At 29.3% G+C, this 19,298-nt stretch carries 17 protein-coding genes and 1 pseudogene; 9 read left to right on the forward strand and 9 right to left on the reverse strand.

The window, feature by feature from the left end; all coding sequences use genetic code 11:
• Nucleotides 1-2: 2 nt before the first annotated feature.
• Entirely contained in the window at nucleotides 3-3,020 is a 3,018-nt protein-coding gene (gene cmeF / locus AJ881_RS01025) for a multidrug efflux RND transporter permease subunit CmeF (protein WP_070282468.1), read from the forward strand.
• A gap of 23 nt (nucleotides 3,021-3,043) precedes the next feature.
• Here cmeF and AJ881_RS01030 read toward each other — a convergent pair whose 3' ends face one another.
• The 4 genes from AJ881_RS01030 to AJ881_RS01045 are packed head-to-tail and all read right to left on the reverse strand — an operon-like array spanning nucleotide 3,044 to nucleotide 6,270.
• Complete coding sequence (locus tag AJ881_RS01030) at nucleotides 3,044-3,850, reverse strand: adenylosuccinate lyase (protein ID WP_002861764.1); 807 nt, start codon at nucleotides 3,848-3,850, stop codon at nucleotides 3,044-3,046.
• Nucleotides 3,851-4,570 carry an arginyltransferase gene (locus tag AJ881_RS01035; protein WP_002870578.1) on the reverse strand — a complete coding sequence of 240 codons (720 nt, stop codon included), beginning with the start codon at nucleotides 4,568-4,570 and terminating at the stop codon, nucleotides 3,851-3,853.
• The gene (locus tag AJ881_RS01040; protein WP_002870577.1) at nucleotides 4,570-4,821 is read right to left on the reverse strand and encodes a hypothetical protein; all 252 of its coding nucleotides are present in this window, start codon (nucleotides 4,819-4,821) and stop codon (nucleotides 4,570-4,572) included. Before AJ881_RS01040 ends, AJ881_RS01035 begins: the two co-directional genes overlap by 1 nt.
• Nucleotides 4,822-4,824: 3 nt before the next feature.
• Nucleotides 4,825-6,270, reverse strand: a complete 1,446-nt coding sequence (locus AJ881_RS01045) for an acetyl-CoA carboxylase subunit A (protein ID WP_002856595.1) — start codon at nucleotides 6,268-6,270, stop codon at nucleotides 4,825-4,827.
• 139 nt (nucleotides 6,271-6,409) lie between these two features.
• On the opposite strand from AJ881_RS01045, the gene ftsW reads away from it, so the two are divergent.
• Nucleotides 6,410-7,573, forward strand: a complete 1,164-nt coding sequence (ftsW, locus tag AJ881_RS01050; RefSeq protein WP_002853553.1) for a putative lipid II flippase FtsW — start codon at nucleotides 6,410-6,412, stop codon at nucleotides 7,571-7,573.
• Nucleotides 7,570-8,598, forward strand: coding sequence for an undecaprenyldiphospho-muramoylpentapeptide beta-N-acetylglucosaminyltransferase (murG, locus tag AJ881_RS01055; RefSeq protein WP_002861768.1), 1,029 nt, complete (start codon nucleotides 7,570-7,572; stop codon nucleotides 8,596-8,598). The genes ftsW and murG overlap by 4 nt, the downstream gene beginning before the upstream one ends.
• On the opposite strand, the gene AJ881_RS01060 is transcribed toward murG, so the two are convergent.
• Both AJ881_RS01060 and AJ881_RS01065 read right to left on the reverse strand, forming a co-directional pair.
• On the reverse strand, nucleotides 8,569-9,732 hold the full coding sequence (locus AJ881_RS01060; protein ID WP_070282466.1) for an MFS transporter: 1,164 nt from the start codon (nucleotides 9,730-9,732) through the stop codon (nucleotides 8,569-8,571). The two genes, murG and AJ881_RS01060, sit on opposite strands and share 30 nt — an antisense overlap.
• Before the next feature lie 7 nt (nucleotides 9,733-9,739).
• Nucleotides 9,740-10,396: pseudogene (locus AJ881_RS01065) on the reverse strand (YncE family protein); the annotation flags it as partial.
• Between the two features lie 497 nt (nucleotides 10,397-10,893).
• Here AJ881_RS01065 and AJ881_RS01070 point away from each other — a divergent pair.
• From AJ881_RS01070 to AJ881_RS01095, 6 genes are all read left to right on the forward strand, one after another.
• Entirely contained in the window at nucleotides 10,894-11,943 is a 1,050-nt protein-coding gene (locus AJ881_RS01070) for a DNA cytosine methyltransferase (protein ID WP_070282464.1), read from the forward strand.
• 1 nt (nucleotide 11,944) lies between these two features.
• A complete protein-coding gene (locus tag AJ881_RS01075) occupies nucleotides 11,945-13,870 on the forward strand; it encodes an ATP-binding protein (protein ID WP_186820732.1) in 1,926 nt (641 codons plus the stop codon).
• 202 nt (nucleotides 13,871-14,072) lie between these two features.
• A complete protein-coding gene (locus AJ881_RS01080; RefSeq protein WP_070282460.1) occupies nucleotides 14,073-14,702 on the forward strand; it encodes a S24 family peptidase in 630 nt (209 codons plus the stop codon).
• 60 nt (nucleotides 14,703-14,762) lie between these two features.
• The gene (locus AJ881_RS01085) at nucleotides 14,763-15,059 is read left to right on the forward strand and encodes a hypothetical protein (protein WP_070282458.1); all 297 of its coding nucleotides are present in this window, start codon (nucleotides 14,763-14,765) and stop codon (nucleotides 15,057-15,059) included.
• Between the two features lie 10 nt (nucleotides 15,060-15,069).
• Nucleotides 15,070-15,264 carry a hypothetical protein gene (locus AJ881_RS01090; RefSeq protein WP_070282457.1) on the forward strand — a complete coding sequence of 65 codons (195 nt, stop codon included), beginning with the start codon at nucleotides 15,070-15,072 and terminating at the stop codon, nucleotides 15,262-15,264.
• A 72-nt stretch (nucleotides 15,265-15,336) separates the two neighbouring features.
• The gene (locus tag AJ881_RS01095; protein WP_070282456.1) at nucleotides 15,337-15,618 is read left to right on the forward strand and encodes a hypothetical protein; all 282 of its coding nucleotides are present in this window, start codon (nucleotides 15,337-15,339) and stop codon (nucleotides 15,616-15,618) included.
• Between the two features lie 39 nt (nucleotides 15,619-15,657).
• Here AJ881_RS01095 and AJ881_RS01100 read toward each other — a convergent pair whose 3' ends face one another.
• From AJ881_RS01100 to AJ881_RS01110, 3 genes are all read right to left on the reverse strand, one after another.
• Nucleotides 15,658-16,470 carry a DNA adenine methylase gene (locus AJ881_RS01100; protein ID WP_070282455.1) on the reverse strand — a complete coding sequence of 271 codons (813 nt, stop codon included), beginning with the start codon at nucleotides 16,468-16,470 and terminating at the stop codon, nucleotides 15,658-15,660.
• Between the two features lie 105 nt (nucleotides 16,471-16,575).
• The gene (locus AJ881_RS01105; protein ID WP_070282453.1) at nucleotides 16,576-17,061 is read right to left on the reverse strand and encodes a phage virion morphogenesis protein; all 486 of its coding nucleotides are present in this window, start codon (nucleotides 17,059-17,061) and stop codon (nucleotides 16,576-16,578) included.
• A 3-nt stretch (nucleotides 17,062-17,064) separates the two neighbouring features.
• A complete protein-coding gene (locus AJ881_RS01110) occupies nucleotides 17,065-19,272 on the reverse strand; it encodes a phage tail tape measure protein (RefSeq protein WP_070282451.1) in 2,208 nt (735 codons plus the stop codon).
• Nucleotides 19,273-19,298: the final 26 nt, after the last annotated feature.

Below are 19,298 nucleotides of genomic sequence, written 5' to 3' on the forward strand. Positions count from 1 at the left end.
AAATGTTTAAACTAGCTATAAACCGACCTATTACCGTGCTAATGTTTTTCTTAGCTCTTATGATTTTTGGGCTAATCTCTGCTTTTAGCATGAGTGTAAATTTATTTCCTAATGTTTCCATACCTCTTATAAAGATTACAAGCAAGGTAAATGGGGATTTAAATTTCGTAGAATCAAAAATCACTAAAGAAATAGAAAATGCTCTAAGTGAGATTGATGGAGTAAAGACCATAACCTCAGCTGCGTATGATAATTTTAGTGTGAGTGTAGTCGAGTTTAAACTAGGTAAAAATCTTGAAGTAGCTGCTAATGATGTGCGTGATAAAATAGGAACTTTAAGCCTACCTTCTAAGCCTGAAATTGAAAAAATCAGCTCAGATTCTGGTTCTGCTATTTCGCTTTTTTTATATTCTAAAGATAAATTACAACTCATGCGCGAAATCAATGATAAAATAAAACCTTTTTTGCAAAGAGTTGAAGGAGTAGGTAAAATCGAAGCTAAGGGTTTTTTAGAACCCCAAATTCGCATAGAATTAAAACCAAATGAACTTAGAAAATACAATCTTAACGCCCTTGATGTAGCAAATATCATCAAAAGTCAAAATTTTAAACAAGCCCTAGGCGAACTTAATAACAATCAAGATAACTATATCATCAAAGGCTATTTTGAAGCCACAAATTTAGAAGAACTTAGCAATCTTCGCATAAAAACAGGAGTATTTTTAAGCGATATTGCTAATATTTCAAGCCTTTATGAAGATGAAAAACAAAGTGCTTTATACGAAGGTAAAGAAGGGGTGCTTTTAGAACTCGGAAAAATCACAAATTATAACACCCTTGAAATGATTAAAAATGTCAAAAATGCCTTGCCTATTTTAGAAAAACAAATTCCAAAAGATATAAGCATTAATGTGCTTTACGATAAAAGCTTAAATATCCACAAGCATCTTTCTCAAGTGATTTTTGATATGGTTTTGGGGATTTTTCTAACCCTTGTAATTGTATTTTTATTTTTAAGAAATTTAAGTGCAACTCTCATTGCTTGCATAGCTATACCTACTTCTATCATTTCAACTTTTTTTATTATCGATCTTTTAGGCTATGATTTAAACCGCTTAACTTTCATAGCTTTAACCTTAAGCATAGGAATTTTTATCGATGATGCTATAGTAGTGATTGAAAATATTGCTAAAAAACTAAAAACTTATCCGCCTTTACAAGCTGCTTTTTTAGGTATCAATGAAATAGGTTTTAGCGTTTTAAGCATCAGTATAATTTTACTTTGTGTTTTTATCCCTATTTCTTATATGAACTCTATACCAGGGCTTTTTTTCAATGCTTTAGGCATAAGCGTTGCAAGTGGGATAGTGATAAGCTTTTTGGTTTCTGTATTTTTAATACCTAGTATTGGAGCAAGATTTTTAAATCCAAAAGAAAGCAAGTTTTATGAAAAAACAGAAGCTTTTTTTGAAAAAATAGAGCAAAAGTATGAAAATTTACTCTATAAAATTTTACAAAATAAAGCAAAATTTATCCTAGCCACTCTTGTTTTTGTAGGGCTTTCTTTTGCTTTAGCTACTCGCATAGGGCTTGATTTTTTACCTATGGAAGATGATAGCGAAATTCAAGTTTTACTTGAAAGCAAAAAGGATTTAAGTTTAGAATCCATGAAAGAAAAAAGTTTAAATTTGCTTGAAAAAATCAAAAATGATAGCAATGTCAAATACGCTTTTTTACTTGTAGGCTATGATGATGCCAAAGATGCTACAAAGGCTAAAATTTATGTTAAACTTAAAAATTTAGACGAAAGAAATTTAAGACAAAGTGCTATAGTAAGTTTATATCGTCAAAAATTTCAAGATGAAAGTTTAAAAATCAAAATTTTAGAACTTCCAAAGATAGAGGGTGCAGGCATTGATGATCCCGTGCAGTTTTTAATCTTAGGAGATGATTTAAACACTCTAAAAGAAGCAGCTTCTCGAGCAAAAGAAATTTTAGGCACTAATGCACGCATTGTAGATATAAGCGATAATGCCAATGCTACAAAAGATGAAGTAGCCTTACACATCAACAAAGAAAAAGCCAAACTTTTAGATGTCAATCCTCAATATATCGCTGGGGTTTTAGGGTATTCTTTCTCGCAACTTAGTGTAGGAAGTATGGATAGAGGCAATTCAAAAGATGATATTATCCTAAGTTTTGCTCCAGAATTTAAAAAAGACATAGAAGCTTTAAAACGCATTAGCATTAAAAATAACCAAGGTGTAAATTTAGAACTTTCAAGCGTGGTGGATTTTATATACAGTAAGGATTTAAAAACTATCAATCGTTACAATAAAAACCGCTCTGTAAAAATCACAGCTGGAGTAAATGATCTTTCCTTAGGAGCGGTGCAAAAACTTTTACTAGATAATATGGATAAAATTTTAAATAATAATGCAAGTCTTAGCTATGCTTTTTCAGGCTTTATCAATCTTTTAGGTGAAACCGTGCAAGGTTTTGCTATGGCAGTAGTACTTGCTTTTGTTTTAATTTATCTTGTTTTAGCCGCACTTTATGAAAGCTTTATTTTACCTTTAATCATCATGATAACTATGCCTTTAGCCTTTGGAGGAGCATCTATAGGGCTTTTTATCACAGGGCATAATTTTTCACTTTTTGTGCTTATTGCCATCATCTTACTTTTTGGTATGGTGGGGAAAAATGCTATTTTACTCGTAGATGTGGCTAATAAAAAATGTCATGAAGGTTTAGATCCTGATAAAGCTCTTTTAATCGCTGGAAAATCACGCTTAAGGGCTATATTGATGACAACTTTTGCTATGATTTTTGCTATGCTCCCACTTGCTCTTTCAAGGGGTGCGGGCTATGAAGCCAATTCTCCTATGGCAATAGCCATTATCTTTGGGCTTATAAGTTCGACTTTGCTTACCTTACTCGTAGTACCTGCACTTTTTAAATTTTGTTTTAAACTAGATAGCAAATTAAGAAAAATTTATGAGAGAGAAAAATTAAATTAACCAAAATGATTAATTTATTTTTTTTAAGTATTATTCTTATAAAGTGCTTTTAAGTTATCATAGGCGATTTGTATTTTTTCAAACTGTTCTCTTGCGTAAGCTTTTTCTATTGCACTTTTTCCTTGATGAAAATCAGGATGATAAAGTTTTACCAAAATCAAATATTTTTGTCTGATTTCACTAAGATCATTTTGCGGAGTACATTCTAAAGTATTAAAATAATTACTAAAAAGCTTAGCTAAAGCATTAAATTTCCATTTCATATTTTCTTTATTGTGAATATTTTGGCGAAATTTTTTATACTCTTCGCGGTCAACTTCAAAATTCACGCAATATTTTAAATGCTCGCTCTCATCCGCAAAAGCTTCAAAAAGTTCAAGGGTATTCTCGTTTTTATATTCTAAAATTAGAATATTTGTCATTTCATTGTATTCTATATTATGATCTTGAAAATAATTTCTTATATAAGTAACAAATAATTTTTCATTAGAGCTTAACTTCATCAAAATTCTACCCGCAGCAAAATCAATCTTGATAAACAACATAGGCTTAAGCATATTATTTTGCTCAAAATTTAATCTAAAAGTTTTAAAATGAGCATCTTGTAAATTCTCTATACCTTCATTTGTACTTTTGCGATATTTTTGATCTAAAACTTTTAAGAAATAACGACGCTGTGGAATTTCATTTTCTTCAAAAAAAGAAAAAATTTTATTTTTTCGTCCTATGACCTTTGTGAAATTTTTGGTAATCAAGTCTTTAAAATACTGAAATACGCTAATATCATCTGTATTAACATTGATAGTTTCTAAAGTTTGCACGATTTGCATCTATTTCTCCCATAAAACCTCATTTTCAAAAAGCTCTTTAGTGCCTTTTAAAATTTCATTGGGTGTATAATCGGCTTTATAAGATAAAGATTGACACTTTTTTACAAAATACCCAAGATAAATATAATCTAAGTTCATTTTTTTAGCTATTTGTATTTCATTGAGCAAAGAAAATTTACCCAAAGAAAAATACGAAAAATCAGGATCATAAAAACAATAAATGCTTGAAATTCCATCCTCTAAAATATCAATCAAATCAACACAAACGAGCTTATCTTCTATATAAAATGCAAGCTCATATCCAAAATTCATAAAACCATCGACATAAAGATTATAATACTGCTTAAAGCTTAAATCATAACGCTTCCAGTTCTTTTTTTCTTCCATAAAACGATGGTATTTATCATATAAAAACAAATGTTCATTGCTTAAATTGGGTGTTCTAAGCATAACTTTGGTGTTAATATTTTTATTTATAACCCTTCTTTCACTTTTTGAAAAATTATATTCATTAACTAAAATTCTAAGACTTAAACATTCATCACAATCTTTACAAATAGGGCGTGAAAAATACCTACCAAAACGACGCCAACCTCGTTTTATTAGCCCATTATTGATTTCTTTAGGGCAATTTTCAATGTATTTATACTCTATTCTTGAGCGTTTATCTTTTAAGTAAGGACACTGATCTTCAAGAGTACAAAAACCAATCTCAAGCATTAAATTTTCTTAATATCTGCATTTTTGATAAATTCGGAAAATTCATCCTGTAGTTTTTCTTGCTTTAAGAAAATTTCTTGCATTTCCTTATCTATGTTTGTTTCTTGATTTTTTTCGCGAATATCTTTAGCTAGTTTTTCTAAATTTTTTACACTTGCACCACTCTTGCTTGATTTCTTCGCTAATTTTGGAGTATTGGCGTTAGCTTGCATTTCTTTTTTAATACTTTTAAGACTGTCTAAAAAATCCATCTATTATTCTCTACTTTCTCGTATTTTTTTAAGCGTAGCAGCTATTGCAGCTATAACTTCTTCTTTGTTTTCTTGATGACGATCTTCTGTTTTTTCTAATAATTCTTGCATATGTGTTTCTATGAAAGAGGTGTCTAAATACCCTCTTCTAAATTCTCTTGTTTTTGTAATGGCAATTAAAAATGGTATCGTTGTTCTAATATCATCAATCACAAATTCCTTCAAAGCACGCTCAAGTTTATTAACCGCTAAATCATAACTTGTTGCTTTAATAATAAGCTTTGCAAGCATGGAATCATAATAAGGCGGCACAGTATAGTCTTTATAAATATGACTATCAACCCTAACAGATGGTCCAAGAGCTGGGTAGTATTCTCCTATTTTTCCAGGACTTGGAATAAAATTTTTCCATACATTTTCAGCAGTAATTCTAGCTTCAATAGCAAAACCCCTAGGTTTAATATCGCTTTGTTCTAAGTCCAAAATTTCTCCTGCTGCAATACGAATTTGTCTTACAATAAGGTCAATACCTGTAATTTCTTCAGTAATTGGATGCTCAACTTGAATTCTTGTATTCATTTCCATAAAATAAAAGCGATTGTAATCATCAAGCAAAAACTCTATAGTTCCAGCATTTGTATAACCTACAGCCTTAGCAGCTGCCACAGCTGTAACACCCATGGTTTTTCTAAGATTATCTGAAATTCCAGGGCAAGGTGCTATCTCAATTACCTTTTGATGTCTTCTTTGGATAGAGCAATCCCTTTCACAAAGATGGATAATATTTCCATAGTTATCTCCTAAAATTTGAAATTCTATATGCCTAGGATTAACTACATATTTTTCCATAAATACTTCATCATTATTAAAGTATGTTAAAGCTTCTCTTTTGCAAGATTCAAAAGCATTTTCAAGATCTTGTTCTTTATGAACAACGCGAATTCCACGTCCACCTCCACCACCTGAAGCTTTTAAAATAACAGGATAACCAATCTTCTCAGCAAAAATTTTAATTTCTTCCATGCTATAGGAATTTAATTTTTCAGTCCCTGGAACAATAGGTATGCCATTTTTAGCCATTAACTTACGAGCGATATTTTTATTTCCCATCTTATGGATTACTTCAGATTTTGGACCTATAAAAATAATTCCAGCATCTTCACAAGCCTTAGCAAATTCGTAATTCTCACTTAAAAATCCATAACCAGGATGGATCGCATCAGCACCACAAGCCTTAGCAATCTCGACAATACGAGCAACATCTAAATATCCTCTTATAGCATCCGTTCCTATGCGATAAGCCTCATCTGCGATTTTTACATGCAAACATTCACGATCAGGTTCTGTAAAAACTGCAACACTTTTAATATGTAAATCTCTACAAGCACGGATTACTCTAACAGCTATTTCAGCTCTATTTGCTATGAGAATTTTATGGATTTGATTCATAATTTGCCTTTTTTATTATATTTTTATTGTTAATTTTAGCAAATTTTCCTTACAAAAACTTAGCAAAAAATTTAATTTATTTTAGTTATAATAAAACTTTTTAAAATTTTAATTCCAATAAAGAAAAGTTATAATTATAATGGTTGCTGATAAAAGATTATTTTATTTAAGTTGTATTTTAATCACCATAGGAATAGTATTTTCATACTCTCTTACAGCTTTTACTGTTCTTTTTCTTGACTATAGCGAGTTTCATTTTTTTATTCGTCAGCTTTTTTTTGGAATTAGTGGCATACTTATAATGTTTTTTATTTCTCGATTGGATCCTGATAAAGCACTTTCTAAAAAAATTATTTTAGCTATTTTGATTATTTCTTTTATCTTTATTATCATTTTACCATTTTTACCTTCTGCATTAGCAACAGCTAGCGGAGGAGCTAAACGCTGGATACGCTTAGGCCCACTCTCTATCTCTCCTGTGGAATTTTTTAAAATAGGATTGATTTATTTTTTAGCATGGAGCTATACAAGGCGTATTGATGATAGCAAAAAAGCTATCAGACACGAGGCTTTAATTCTTCTACCTTATTGTATCTTAGCTTCTATAGTTATAGGATATATTTATATCACTCAAAACGATTTAGGACAAAGCGTAATTTCTTTCTTTTTGATTCTAGCTTTAGCTTTTTTTGCAGGAGCTAGTAAAAGGCTTTTTGCTTTTGGAACTTTAATCATTATGATGATAGGTATAATGGTAATTTTTAGTAACCAAAGAAGAATTCAAAGAATCGCTTCTTGGTGGGGGAATATACAAGATGCTTTTTTACCTATGCTTCCTGATTGGCTAGCAAATGCTTTAAGAGTAAGTAGCAACAGCGAACCTTATCAGATTTCGCACTCTTTAAATGCTATAGCCCATGGAGGAATGTTTGGTGAAGGCCTAGGACTTGGAACTTTTAAATTAGGCTTTTTAAGTGAAGTGCATACTGACTTTGTTCTTTCAGGAATTACTGAAGAAATAGGACTCTTAGGTCTTGGAGTTATTTGCTATATTTATCTTTGGATGATTTTAAGAATTTTTAGAATTGCAGGAAGATGCGAAGCTAAACAAGATTTTATTTTTTGTTCAGGCATAGCCTTACTTTTACTTTTTTCCTTTTTTATGAATGCTTTTGGTATTATTTCTCTTACTCCACTAAAAGGTGTAGCGGTTCCACTTTTAAGCTATGGAGGAAGTTCAATGTGGGCAATTTGCATAGGCATAGGATATGTATTAATGATTTCAAAAAAGGTTAAATTATGACAATAGCTTTAACAGGTGGCGGAACTGGTGGGCACTTAGCCATAGTGCGTTGCTTATTAGAAAGTGCGATTAAAAAAAATATAGAATGTGTATACATAGGTAGTCAAAATGGTCAAGATAAAGCTTGGTTTGAAAATGAAGTACGCTTTAAGGAAAAATTTTTTTTAAGCTCTAAAGGAGTGGTTAATCAAAGCAAATTTGGCAAAATCAGTTCTTTACTCCACACCTTAAAACTCTCCAAAGATTGTAGAGAAATTTTTAAAAAATACCACATCCAAGCCGTTTTTAGTGTAGGTGGATATAGTGCAGCTCCTGCATCTTTTGCGGCTTTATTCTCACATTTGCCTCTTTTTATACATGAGCAAAATTCAAAAAGTGGCTCTTTAAATATGCTTTTAAAACCTTTCGCTACGAAATTTTTTAGCGCCTTTGAAAAAGAATTCAGCCCTTATCCTGTAGCAAATAAATTTTTTGATAATGCTAGGATTCGCAAAGAATTAAAAAATATTATTTTCCTAGGAGGATCACAAGGAGCTAGTTTTATAAACGAACTAGCTTTAAATCTCGCCCCAAAGCTTCAAGAACAAAATATCAAAATCATCCATCAATGTGGAAAAAATGATTTTGAAAAATGCAAAAAACACTACCAAAGCTTAAATATCCAAGCTGATGTTTTTGACTTTAGTTCAAATTTGGAAGAAAAAATGAAAAATGCAGATCTAGCTATATCAAGAGCAGGTGCAAGCACCCTTTTTGAACTTTGTGCTAACACCTTGCCTGCTATTTTCATACCTTATCCTCATGCAGCTAAAAATCATCAATACTTTAATGCTAAATTTTTACAAGATCAAGCTTTATGTCAAATTTTCACGCAAGATTCGATCAATCTTGATGATTTTTTCAAAGCAATGTTAAAACTTAACTTAGAAGATATTTCCACAAGATTGCAAAATATAGCACAAAAAAATGGTGGGGATATTTTACTAGAAAAAGCACTATCTGATAACTTGGCTTTTATACGATAAATATCCAAAGATATTTACCAAAATCCCTACAAAAATCAACATCAAAATAGCAAGTGAAAAATTTTCAAATTTGTCATGCAAAAAACCTATAATCCATTGTCCTTGTGCTGCGATTAAATACCCAAAACCCTGAGCTAAAGCAGAAAGTCTCGCTGCTATTTGAGCATTAGAGCTTTTTTGTGCAATAAAAAGCAACGCAATGCCAAAAACTCCACCCCATGGAAAACCCATGATAAAAGCACTGATGATAATAGAAATTTTGCTATCAAAAATAAAGAGCATACCAAAAGCGATCACATACATACTGCACAAACTAGCTATGTAAAAAGTATGTAAATTTTGCCTTAATTTTCCTAAAAGTAAAGGGCCAAAAAGAGACACTGGAGCTGCAACAAGTTGAGCAAATAAAACCATACTTGTAGAAAATTCTTTATCAAATCCTTTTTCTACAACAATTTGAACATACCAAAAAAACAAAGAATAAGCTAAAAAACTTTGAAATCCCATAAAAAGAGTAATTTTCCAAGTTGTTAAATTTGTAAAAAGATTGATTTTTTTATAAGCTTTTTTCTTAATGCGAAAAAATCTACCATTTTTAGCTTGAGGATAGTAAACTACTAAAGCTACAAAAGAAAAAATAGCCCAGAAAAACATAGCTCTAGCTAAATCAAATACACTAAGCAAAGGTATAGCTAAAGCAATACCCATAATCGAAGAAATACTCAAAACAAGACTATAAATTCCCATTATACTTGCCATTTTTCTTGGAAATTTTTCTTTAATAAAACTAGGAAGTAAAACATTTGCAATTGCTATACCACAGCCCATTGCTAACATTCCTAAAAATAAGCCATATACACCAAAATAAGAACGAATAATTTCGCCTAAAAAAATTAAAAAAATTCCAAAAACAATAGCACGAATAGGAGAAAAATACCCCACAATAAAAGAAATACTTCCAAAAGCTATCAAAGGAAGACTTGTAAGTATGCCCGCTACGGTTGAGTTTAAATAATACTTATCTTTAATAATATCAATAATAGGCCCCACTGCAGTAATTGGGGCTCTAAGATTAAAAGCTACAATAATAACAATAATAACATTAATCCAAAATATCTTTTTAAAAGAAGCCATAAAAGCCTTATTTGTTAAGTTCTACTTTGAATATTTTACCTTCTGCCATCTTAGGAATCCATAAAATATTACCTTCAATAAATATATCTGCAGGACCTTTCATCAAAGGAAATTCAAGTTTTACAGATTTAACATTATCTAAATTATAAATATATCCATTTAGATTATTTCCCCAAGAACTTACCAATAAACCATCTTTATAAGGAACTATTCCATCATAAGATTCTTTTTCATTTTTAATTATACTGAGTTCTTTTGTATTTAAATCATAAGCCATTACAACACCGCCACTTACACCATCAGGATGATAACCAGCTATAAAAAGCTTATGTTTTTTTCTATCTAGATATAACCCATTTGGACCACCAAATTTTACTAAATCAAGTTTTAATAATTCATCATATTGCTTAGTTTTTAAATCAACCTTTAAAATAAGTCCTGTGCCAGTATCGCTAACCAAAAGCGTATTGTCGTCTAATTTTTCTATGTCATTTAAAAAGATTGCACCTTTAATAGGTAAATTAAAAATTTCTTTTTTAGTTTTAAGATCAAAACCGCGCAAAACATCGATATCTACCACATAAAGAGTTTTTCCAATCTCCATCATGCCTTTTGGTGCATTAAGATGGGTTAAAAATTTATATTCTAGCACTTTGCCATTTTGTAAGGGGTATTTTAAAAAGAACATGTAACTATCCCTAAATAATTTTAGCAAAACCCCCAAATAATAGGATTTTAAAGCTTGCAAAAATGACTTTTTATTTTTCTAATTTAAAGTGCAAAAAATCCCAAATATCCTAAAATGTTTGTTTTGTCCCTAAAAAGTAATTAAATATTGTTTAAAACGCAATTAAAGGCGATATTTGATTTTAAATTTTTATATCCCAAAAATGTTTTAACCCTATAGGATAGTTACATTTTTACTTAAAGTATTCTTATGTTTTCTTAATCATGTAACTATCTCTATAAAACACTATATAATCATATTTTAACCACTTTTTATATAAAAATAGCATGTAACTATCTATAGCTTTAAGGTTTGAAAGATAGTTACATAGAAAACTTAAAAACTTTTTTATTAAATTAAATAAGTTGAAAAATTTTTAAGTATGTTATATATAATTTCATTATATAATTCTAAAAAGAATAAAGTATTTTTTTATGAAAGAAAGTAAAGTAGTTGATTTATTTTGCGGTGTTGGTGGATTAAGCTGTGGTTTAAAACAAGCTGGATTTGAAGTAATAGCGGGATATGATTTGGATGGAACTTGCAAATATGCTTATGAAAAAAATATTAAAGCACAGTTTATAGAAAAAAATATAAAAAATATTTCTTCAAATGAGATTCAAGAGTATTTTGGTAATACAAAATATAAGATTCTAGTAGGATGTGCCCCATGTCAAACATTTTCTAAATACACTAAAGGCAAAAATAATGAAAATGATGAAAAATGGACTTTACTTAATGAATTTCTTAGATTAATAATTGAAATAAAACCTGAAATTATTAGCATGGAAAATGTACCTAATTTAGAAAAATATCCGATATTTAAAAATTTTATTAATACTTTAAAAAGACATGGTTATTTTATTGATTATAAAATTATATTTTGCCCAGATTATGGTATGCCTCAAAATAGAAAAAGATTAGTTTTATTGGGGTCTAAAATTAAAGAAATACAAATTATAAATAAAACACATTGTAAAGAAAACTATCAGACAGTAAGAGATGCAATTGGTTTTCTACCTAAAATTAAATCAGGAGAACAATCTAAAACAGATCCGCTACATATAGCCAAACCTTTATCAAGTTTAAATTTGGAAAGAATTAAGGCCACTCCTAAAAATGGAGGTAGTTGGAAAGATTGGCCTGAGCATTTAATACTTAAATGCCATAAAAAAGAATCTGGTAAAAATTTTGGTAGTGTATATGGAAGAATGAAATGGGAAGAACCTTCTCCTACAATGACTACTTTTTGCACGAGTTTAGGAAATGGTAGATTTGGACATCCTGAACAAAATCGCGCAATAAGTTTAAGGGAAGCAAGTTTATTGCAAACATTTCCTTTAGATTATGATTTTATTGATAATGAAGTCGGAATTAAAACATCTGTTATCTCAAGACATATAGGAAATGCTGTTCCTCCAAGACTTGGGGAAATAATAGGAATGAGTATTAAAAAGCATTTGGAGAATTTTTATGCAATATAGAATGAAAGTTAGTTTAAATATAATTGAACATTTAGGGATTAATTTATACAGCAATTTACCAGCTGTTTTATCTGAAATAGTTGCAAATTCTTGGGATGCAGATGCAACAGAAGTTAAAATGAATATTTATGATACTGATAAGATAGAGATTATAGATAATGGCTTTGGTATGAATAAAGACGATATTAATGAAAAATTTTTAAATGTTGGATATAAGAAAAGAGATGATAATTTTACGGAAACTCCAAGCGGTAGAAAAGTTATGGGTAGAAAAGGAATAGGAAAACTATCTTTATTTTCAATTGCAAATAAAATTACTGTTATCAGTAAGAAAAAAAATGAAACAACTAATGCATTTATTATGGATATTGAGGATATTAAAAAAGCAATTAATGAAGAAGAGATATATGAGCCAACTCCGCTAGATAGCAATAGTTTACCAATACAAATAGAATGCCAAGGAACTGTTATAGTTTTAGAAAATTTAAAAAGAGATCGAATTAAATATAATAATATTAGAATGAATTTAGCAAGACGATTTTCAGTTATAGATAATTCAAATTTTAAGGTAATTGTAAATGGGAAAGAAATTGGAATAGAGGAAAGAAACTATTTTAAAAAATTAGATTATATTTGGTATTTTGGAGAAAGTAGTAAAAAATTTTTGGATTTATGCAAAGAAAATACACAATCTACATTACTTCAAAATAATATAGGCGATAGCTACTCAATTAGTGGTTGGATAGGTAACGCTGAAGATTCTGGATTATTGCAAGAAGAGGATGGGGGTGAAAATTTAAATAAGATTTCTATTCTTGTTAGAGGAAAGCTTGCTCAAGAAGATATATTAGCAGAATTTAGAATTGGTGGATTGTATACAAAATTTTTAATAGGAGAAGTCAGTGCAGATTTTTTAGATGATGATTGCCTTGAAGATATAGCTACATCCAATAGGCAAAAGCTTAAAGAAGATGATCCAAGATATATTATTTTAAAGGATTTTTTAAGGAAACAACTTGGTATTATAAGCAATCAACGACAAAAATTTAAAGAGGAAATGGGTGTAAAAGAAGCACAGAAGTACAAACCTATTAAAAAATGGTATGATAACTTAGATAGAAATTTAAAAAAACAAGCAGATAAATTATTTGGAAAGATCAATCAAATTGCCAAAGAAGAAAAAGATAAAATAACCCTTATAAAACAAGGAGTATTAGCATTTGAAAATATGAAAATACGAAATGCTCTAGACTCATTAAATGAAATAAGTGATGATAATTTAGAAAAATTTTTAGAAATTTTTGACCATTATAAAGATATTGAAGCAGGGATTTATTATACAATCACTACTGAAAGATTAAAAATTATACAATCTTTAAAAGAAAAAATGCAAAAAAATGAAAAAGAGAGAATTTTGCAAGAACATATATTTGATAACTTATGGTTGCTTGATCCATCATGGGAACGAGGTACAGAGAGTGCACAAATGGAAGAAGTGATTCGGCTTGTAGCAGATAAAGAAACAGATGAAGTCAAAAAAGGAAGAATAGATATCCACTATAGAAAAACAGCCGGAGAGCATCTTATCATCGAGCTTAAAAGAGCCAATGTCAATATAACACTTCCACAAATTATACACCAATTGGAAGAATATAAGAGAGCATTAAAAAATAAATTAAAATTAATTAATAAGGAAAATGAAATAATTGAATGTATTTTTATATGTGGTAAAGTACCGAAAACATGGGAAGATTCAGATTCAAAAAGAGAAGATCAAGACGCATTAAAAGCAAAAAAAATTAGACTATTGACATATGATGAATTGATAGTTCAGTCATATAATGCTTATAAAGAGTATATAGATAGAGATCAAGAGAGTACAAGGGTTTTAAAAATACTTAAAGAAATTGACCAGATGGAAGAATAAATATCCATATGATCATTGATTATTTTTATATAAATATAAAAAGTTTTACTTTTTAACTTTTCTAAATATAAAATTTACAATGTATTTTTATTTAAAATTTATAATTTTAACCTAAAAACTACAACCTTTCATTTTAAAAGCTTTTTATTGTATTTTTAAATTTTATGTTTAAATTCTTTGAAATTAAAATCAAGGAATTTTTATGCAAATGCAAGAAGTGATTGAAAAATTAAAAGATATACTTGCGAGTGAAGGCAAAAGAAATTTAAAAACAAAAGATATAGCCAAAGAATTAGGTATTAATCCTGATACTTTTAATTCTATGAAATTTAGAAACTCCATTCCTTATCCACAAATACTCAATTTTTTGCAAGAAAGAAATATAAGCATAAATTATTTCTTTTACGGAAGTTCTCCTAAGAATCAGCTAGAGTGTGAGAATAAATATAAAATTCTAAAACTTTATAAAACTAATGCTAGTTTGGGTGGTGGTGGAATCAATGATTTAATAAATTGCTCTGAACTTATCATAGATGAAAAACTATTAAGCTTTTTTGGAAGCAAAGAATGTGAGTTTATCACCTGTTATGGAGAGAGTATGGAGCCAATTATAAAAGATGGAAGCATTTGTGTAATAGACAGAAACAAGGCTTTTAAACATAAAAGCATTTGTGTGATTAATACTAGAGATGGTTTATACATAAAACAAGTTTTAAAACAAGCTGATGGAGTGATTTTGCATTCTTTAAATCCTTTGTATAAAGATATTTTTTATAAAAACGGAGATTTTTTGCTAATTGGAGTTGTAATTGGAGAACTTTCAAAGCTATGACAGCACACATTCAGCTAAACGAAGCTAATGTTGTCTCCATAAAAACAAAAGGAGATAAAAATGAGTAAATTAAAAGAAAAAATCATACAAGATTTAGAGAGTGAATTTAAGGCTTTATATAAAAAGCTTTTAAAAGAAAATGATTATCTTGCAAGGGATAATATATTAGAACTTATGACACTTTATAATTTGGGTATTCATTCTTATTTAATCGCTAATAAACTTGAAACAAATGAAGATGAAACTATCATACAAGTTCCTTTATTTGAAAGATATCTTGTGGGTAGAAAATTTGTAGTTAAATACAATGATAAAAAACAAAAATACGAACTAAAAAGCACTTTTTGTGAATTCTAAGGAGTAAAAAATGAAATATCCTAATATTTATGTAAAATTAGCAGGAGAAGATGGTAATGCTTTTAGTATTTTAGCAAGGGTGGCTACGGCTTTAAAAAAAGCAGGCGTGAGCAAAGAGGAAATAAACAAATTTAAAGAGGAAGCCACAAGTAGTGATTATACTCACTTATTATCTGTTGTAATGGAATGGGTTAATACGGATTAATTTTAAAAACAACAGCACACATTCAGCTAAACGAAGCTAATGTTGTCTCCATAAAAACAAAAGGAGATAAAAATGACATTAATTCAAAATGATATCAAAGCACATTTTACTAAAAGATTTGTGAGTGCAATTTGCAATCACGATAATGATCTTGTTTTAGAATATCTTAAAAATGGCATGAGTGCTACTAAAGAATGCATGGGAGATAAACCTATATTTTATGCTATTACTCATAATAATTTTGGAGCCATTTTACTTTTAATGAAATATGGTGCTACTTTAGAAAAAGAATATTTAGAAGATGAAACAAATGCGAGCAAAGAAATTTTAGAATTTTTAACTTCTTTGCTTTAAGAATTAGAAAATATTTTAAAAACATTTTCTAGTTGTAATTTAAAAATTCATAATCAAAAGCTCCTTACTCTCTTTTCTTTTTAAAACATTGTTATTTAGAGAATACCTTACTTTTAACTGCTTAAAATTAAAATCTTTATAGAGCTCTCTTACTAAATCACAATCATTATAAGAAAGCATAAATTTACCCTTGATATTTTTTAACAAATCACATAAAAGCTCGTGTTCTTTTAAGCCAAAACAAGGCACATTTTTATAATAACTCTCAGTTCCCACATAAGGCGGATCCAAATAAAATAAAGCTTCATTGTAATCATACTCTTTTAAAATATATTCAAAGCTTTTATTTTCTATGCTTGCATTTTTAATTCTTTTTGTATGCAAACTAAAGTCTCTATATAATCTTTTAGGTGCTCTTTGCTTACTCATAGCAAATTGTCCCATGCTTGATCCAAAAGAAGTATTGATAAGATAAAAATAAAAAGCAGCCCTTTCTAAGTCATTTTTTGGCTTGATTTCTTTGTTTTTCAACATACAAAAGATTTTTCTACTTATTATCATAGAATTTAAAATATTAGCTAAACTTTGCGGTTTGTTTCTTATACAAAGATGTAAATTGATTAAATCATCATTAATGTCATTAATCACTTCTATCTTTGAAGGACTTTTTTGATAAAACACACTTAAAGCTCCTCCAAATACTTCTATATAGCTTTTATGTTCTGGCATTAAAGCAATGATTTCTTTAGCTAAATAGTTTTTGCCTCCTACCCAAGCAAACGGAGCTTTTAGTTTAGTTTGAATAGGTTTAGTAAGTGTACTAGTTCTTAGAAATTTGTCTGCATTTTTCATACAAACTCCTTTCAAAATAAAATAAAAAAGTAAGCTTCTTTAAAAAGAAGTTATAATTTTTTTGCTAGTTCTTAGAAAAAGGGAGGCTTAAGGCTTTCCTTGCTTTTACTTTTTAATCCTTTGAATAAATTCTTTGGTATCTTGATAAATCACACTTCTTATATCTTTATGTAAAACTTTGTTTTTGTCTATAGGCAAAAAAGAACGTGCTGGAATATTTCTTTTTCTATTCCCACATTGATGAACATAGCCATACTTAAATCCTTTTTTACTTTGGATATTATTAAAAACTTTCACATGATTTTTTGAAGATTCAATTTGCCAATTATTTGGATTGCTAAGTTCTTTATCTCTTTTTAAAATTCCATTATTCTTTCCTTCTTTGATTTTTTGTTTGATTGTTTTGGGTTTTAAAGGCTTCCATTTTTCTCCAAAAGGACTCGTTTCTGTTTGAAAAGAATAAACAATAGAATTTCTTATACTTTCTCCTACGCTTGCCATTATACTTTCGCCGTGTTTATCTATATTGATTAATTTATCACAAGCTTTAAAAAAGTTTTCAAGCCCTTTAATCTCTACGTATTCACTCATAAATCATCCATAAATTGTAGTGTTAATTTTATTTTGTTCTTGTTTTTTTAAGGCATTAAAGACACTTTTTTGTATGGCTGCTGCAAATTCATTCATATTAAAATTTCCATCTTGCGTTGCTATATTAAAAGTGCCATTAACATTAACATTGATATTTCCATTATTAAAACTTGGATAATTATTATTTGAGTTTATTTTTGCTTGTGAAAATTCATTTGTATTAATAATTTTTTCTTTATCTTGCTTTATATTATTTGATTGAGCTTCATCATCACCTAAACCTATAAAATTAAGTGCATCTTTAATAAAACCGCCCATATAAGAAATTGCATCGCTCACCCATGAAAGTTTATCATTAAACCAATCAAACACTCCTCCAAAAATGCTATAAAAAAAATCTGTAGTGCTTTGCCAAGCAGAATTTAAAATCTCTATTAAAGGAGAGATAATGCTCATAATAGTATCTTTAAAAGTTATAAACACTCCACTGCATTTATCAAATACGGATTTAATAACATTATATATGGGCTCCCAAACTGGTCTAAGCCATTCTATAAAACCCATAAACCAAGACTTAACTTTATCCCAATTAGCAATAACAAGTCCAGCTACTATTGCAATACCTCCTAAAATAAGACCGATGGGATTACTCATCATAGCTATACCTAATGCTCTAACACCAATAGCTACAAGTTTAAAAACCTTACTAAGTCCTCCTAAAACAAAAGATAACACATTAAGAGAAGTTGTGTAAATGTTAGTAGTGATTGTTTTTGCTTTTAAGATGATGTTAGCTAAGTTGCATGATGAAGCAATCAATTTAAAACCAATCTGTGAATATAATAAAACATTTTGAAGCAAACGCCACGAATTAATAAGATAAGAAATTATAAATTTTGTCGTTAAAAAAATAGGTTTTAATGTTAAAAATCCAATACCAATGCCAACTATTGAGGTTGTAAGTTTTGGTGAGTTGATTGTAAAATCGGTTAGTTTATTTATCCAGTTTTGAAGCAATAATGCAGCATTACTAACAGGTTCTAAAAAATTATTTCCTATGGCAATAGATAACCCCTTTAACGCTGATTTCATTTTTGTAATAGAATTTTCAGTCGTTGCTGCTCTTACATCAAATTCTCTTTGTAAAGACCCTTTTTTTGCTTCATCGCTAGCATTTTTTAAAGCTTTTTTGTAAGTATCAAGTCCTCCAACAAGGGTTGCCATATCATCAGCAAATTCCCTACCAAAAATATCAACTAATACTCCCATTTGTTCCTTTTGATCCAATTTTTGAATTCTTGATAAAAAGGTGTCAAGAGCCTTTTGTGGATCTTTAAAACTAGCTTCTTTCAAAAATTTTCCACTAAGTCCCATTTTTGCGAAGGCGCTTTCTGCTTTATTTCCCATGCTATCAGCTGTAGCCAAAACTCGATATAAGCTATTAATAGCTGTTCCAGCAACTTCAGGTCCCTTACCTAAAGAAATAAAAGTGGAACTAAGAGCTGCAATTTGTTCTTTGGTAAATCCCACTTGCTTTCCAGCGGCTGCAGTTCGTTTCATAACTTCAATAATTTCTCTAGCTTTAGAAGCACTATTATCGGATAAATTATTAATACTATCTCCTAGATTTTCCATATCTTTTAAAGAGATACCTAAAATGTTCTTAATCTTTGCAACACTATCTCCAACATCTTCAGCACTCATATCAAACGCCACTTTCATTTTGGTTACAAGATGTGTAAATTCACGAACATCTTTTGAGCCTAGACCAATTTGCCCACCAGCTGCTGCAATAGCTGCTAATTCTTCAGCTGTTGCAGGAAGTACTCTTGTCATTTTGAGTATATCATCACTCATTTTTTTGATATTATCACCTTCATCAAAATTTACAACCTTTCTAACATCTGCCATAGCAGACTCAAATTTAATAGATGAGCCTATAGTTTGACTTATAAGTCCACCTGTTGCTAAAGTTTTTAAGCTTAAAATTTCATTTTTAATACTTTCTTTTTGTGCTTTAAGTTGTTCACTGATTTTTGAGTTTAGTTTTAGTTGATTAAGTTGTTTTTCAAAGCCTTTAATGCCGATTTTTGTTTTACTAAGAACCTCTTCTAATGATTTAAAATCCTTAGTCACTCCTTTTACTATATCTGTACCTTTTAATGCAAATCCTAAAACAACACCAATTCCAAGATTTCCTATATTTTCCACATTCAACCCTTTTTAAGCAATTGTAT

Source organism: Campylobacter sp. BCW_6460 (assembly GCF_001762705.1).
In the GTDB taxonomy this organism is placed as follows: Bacteria; Campylobacterota; Campylobacteria; order Campylobacterales; family Campylobacteraceae; genus Campylobacter_D; species Campylobacter_D jejuni.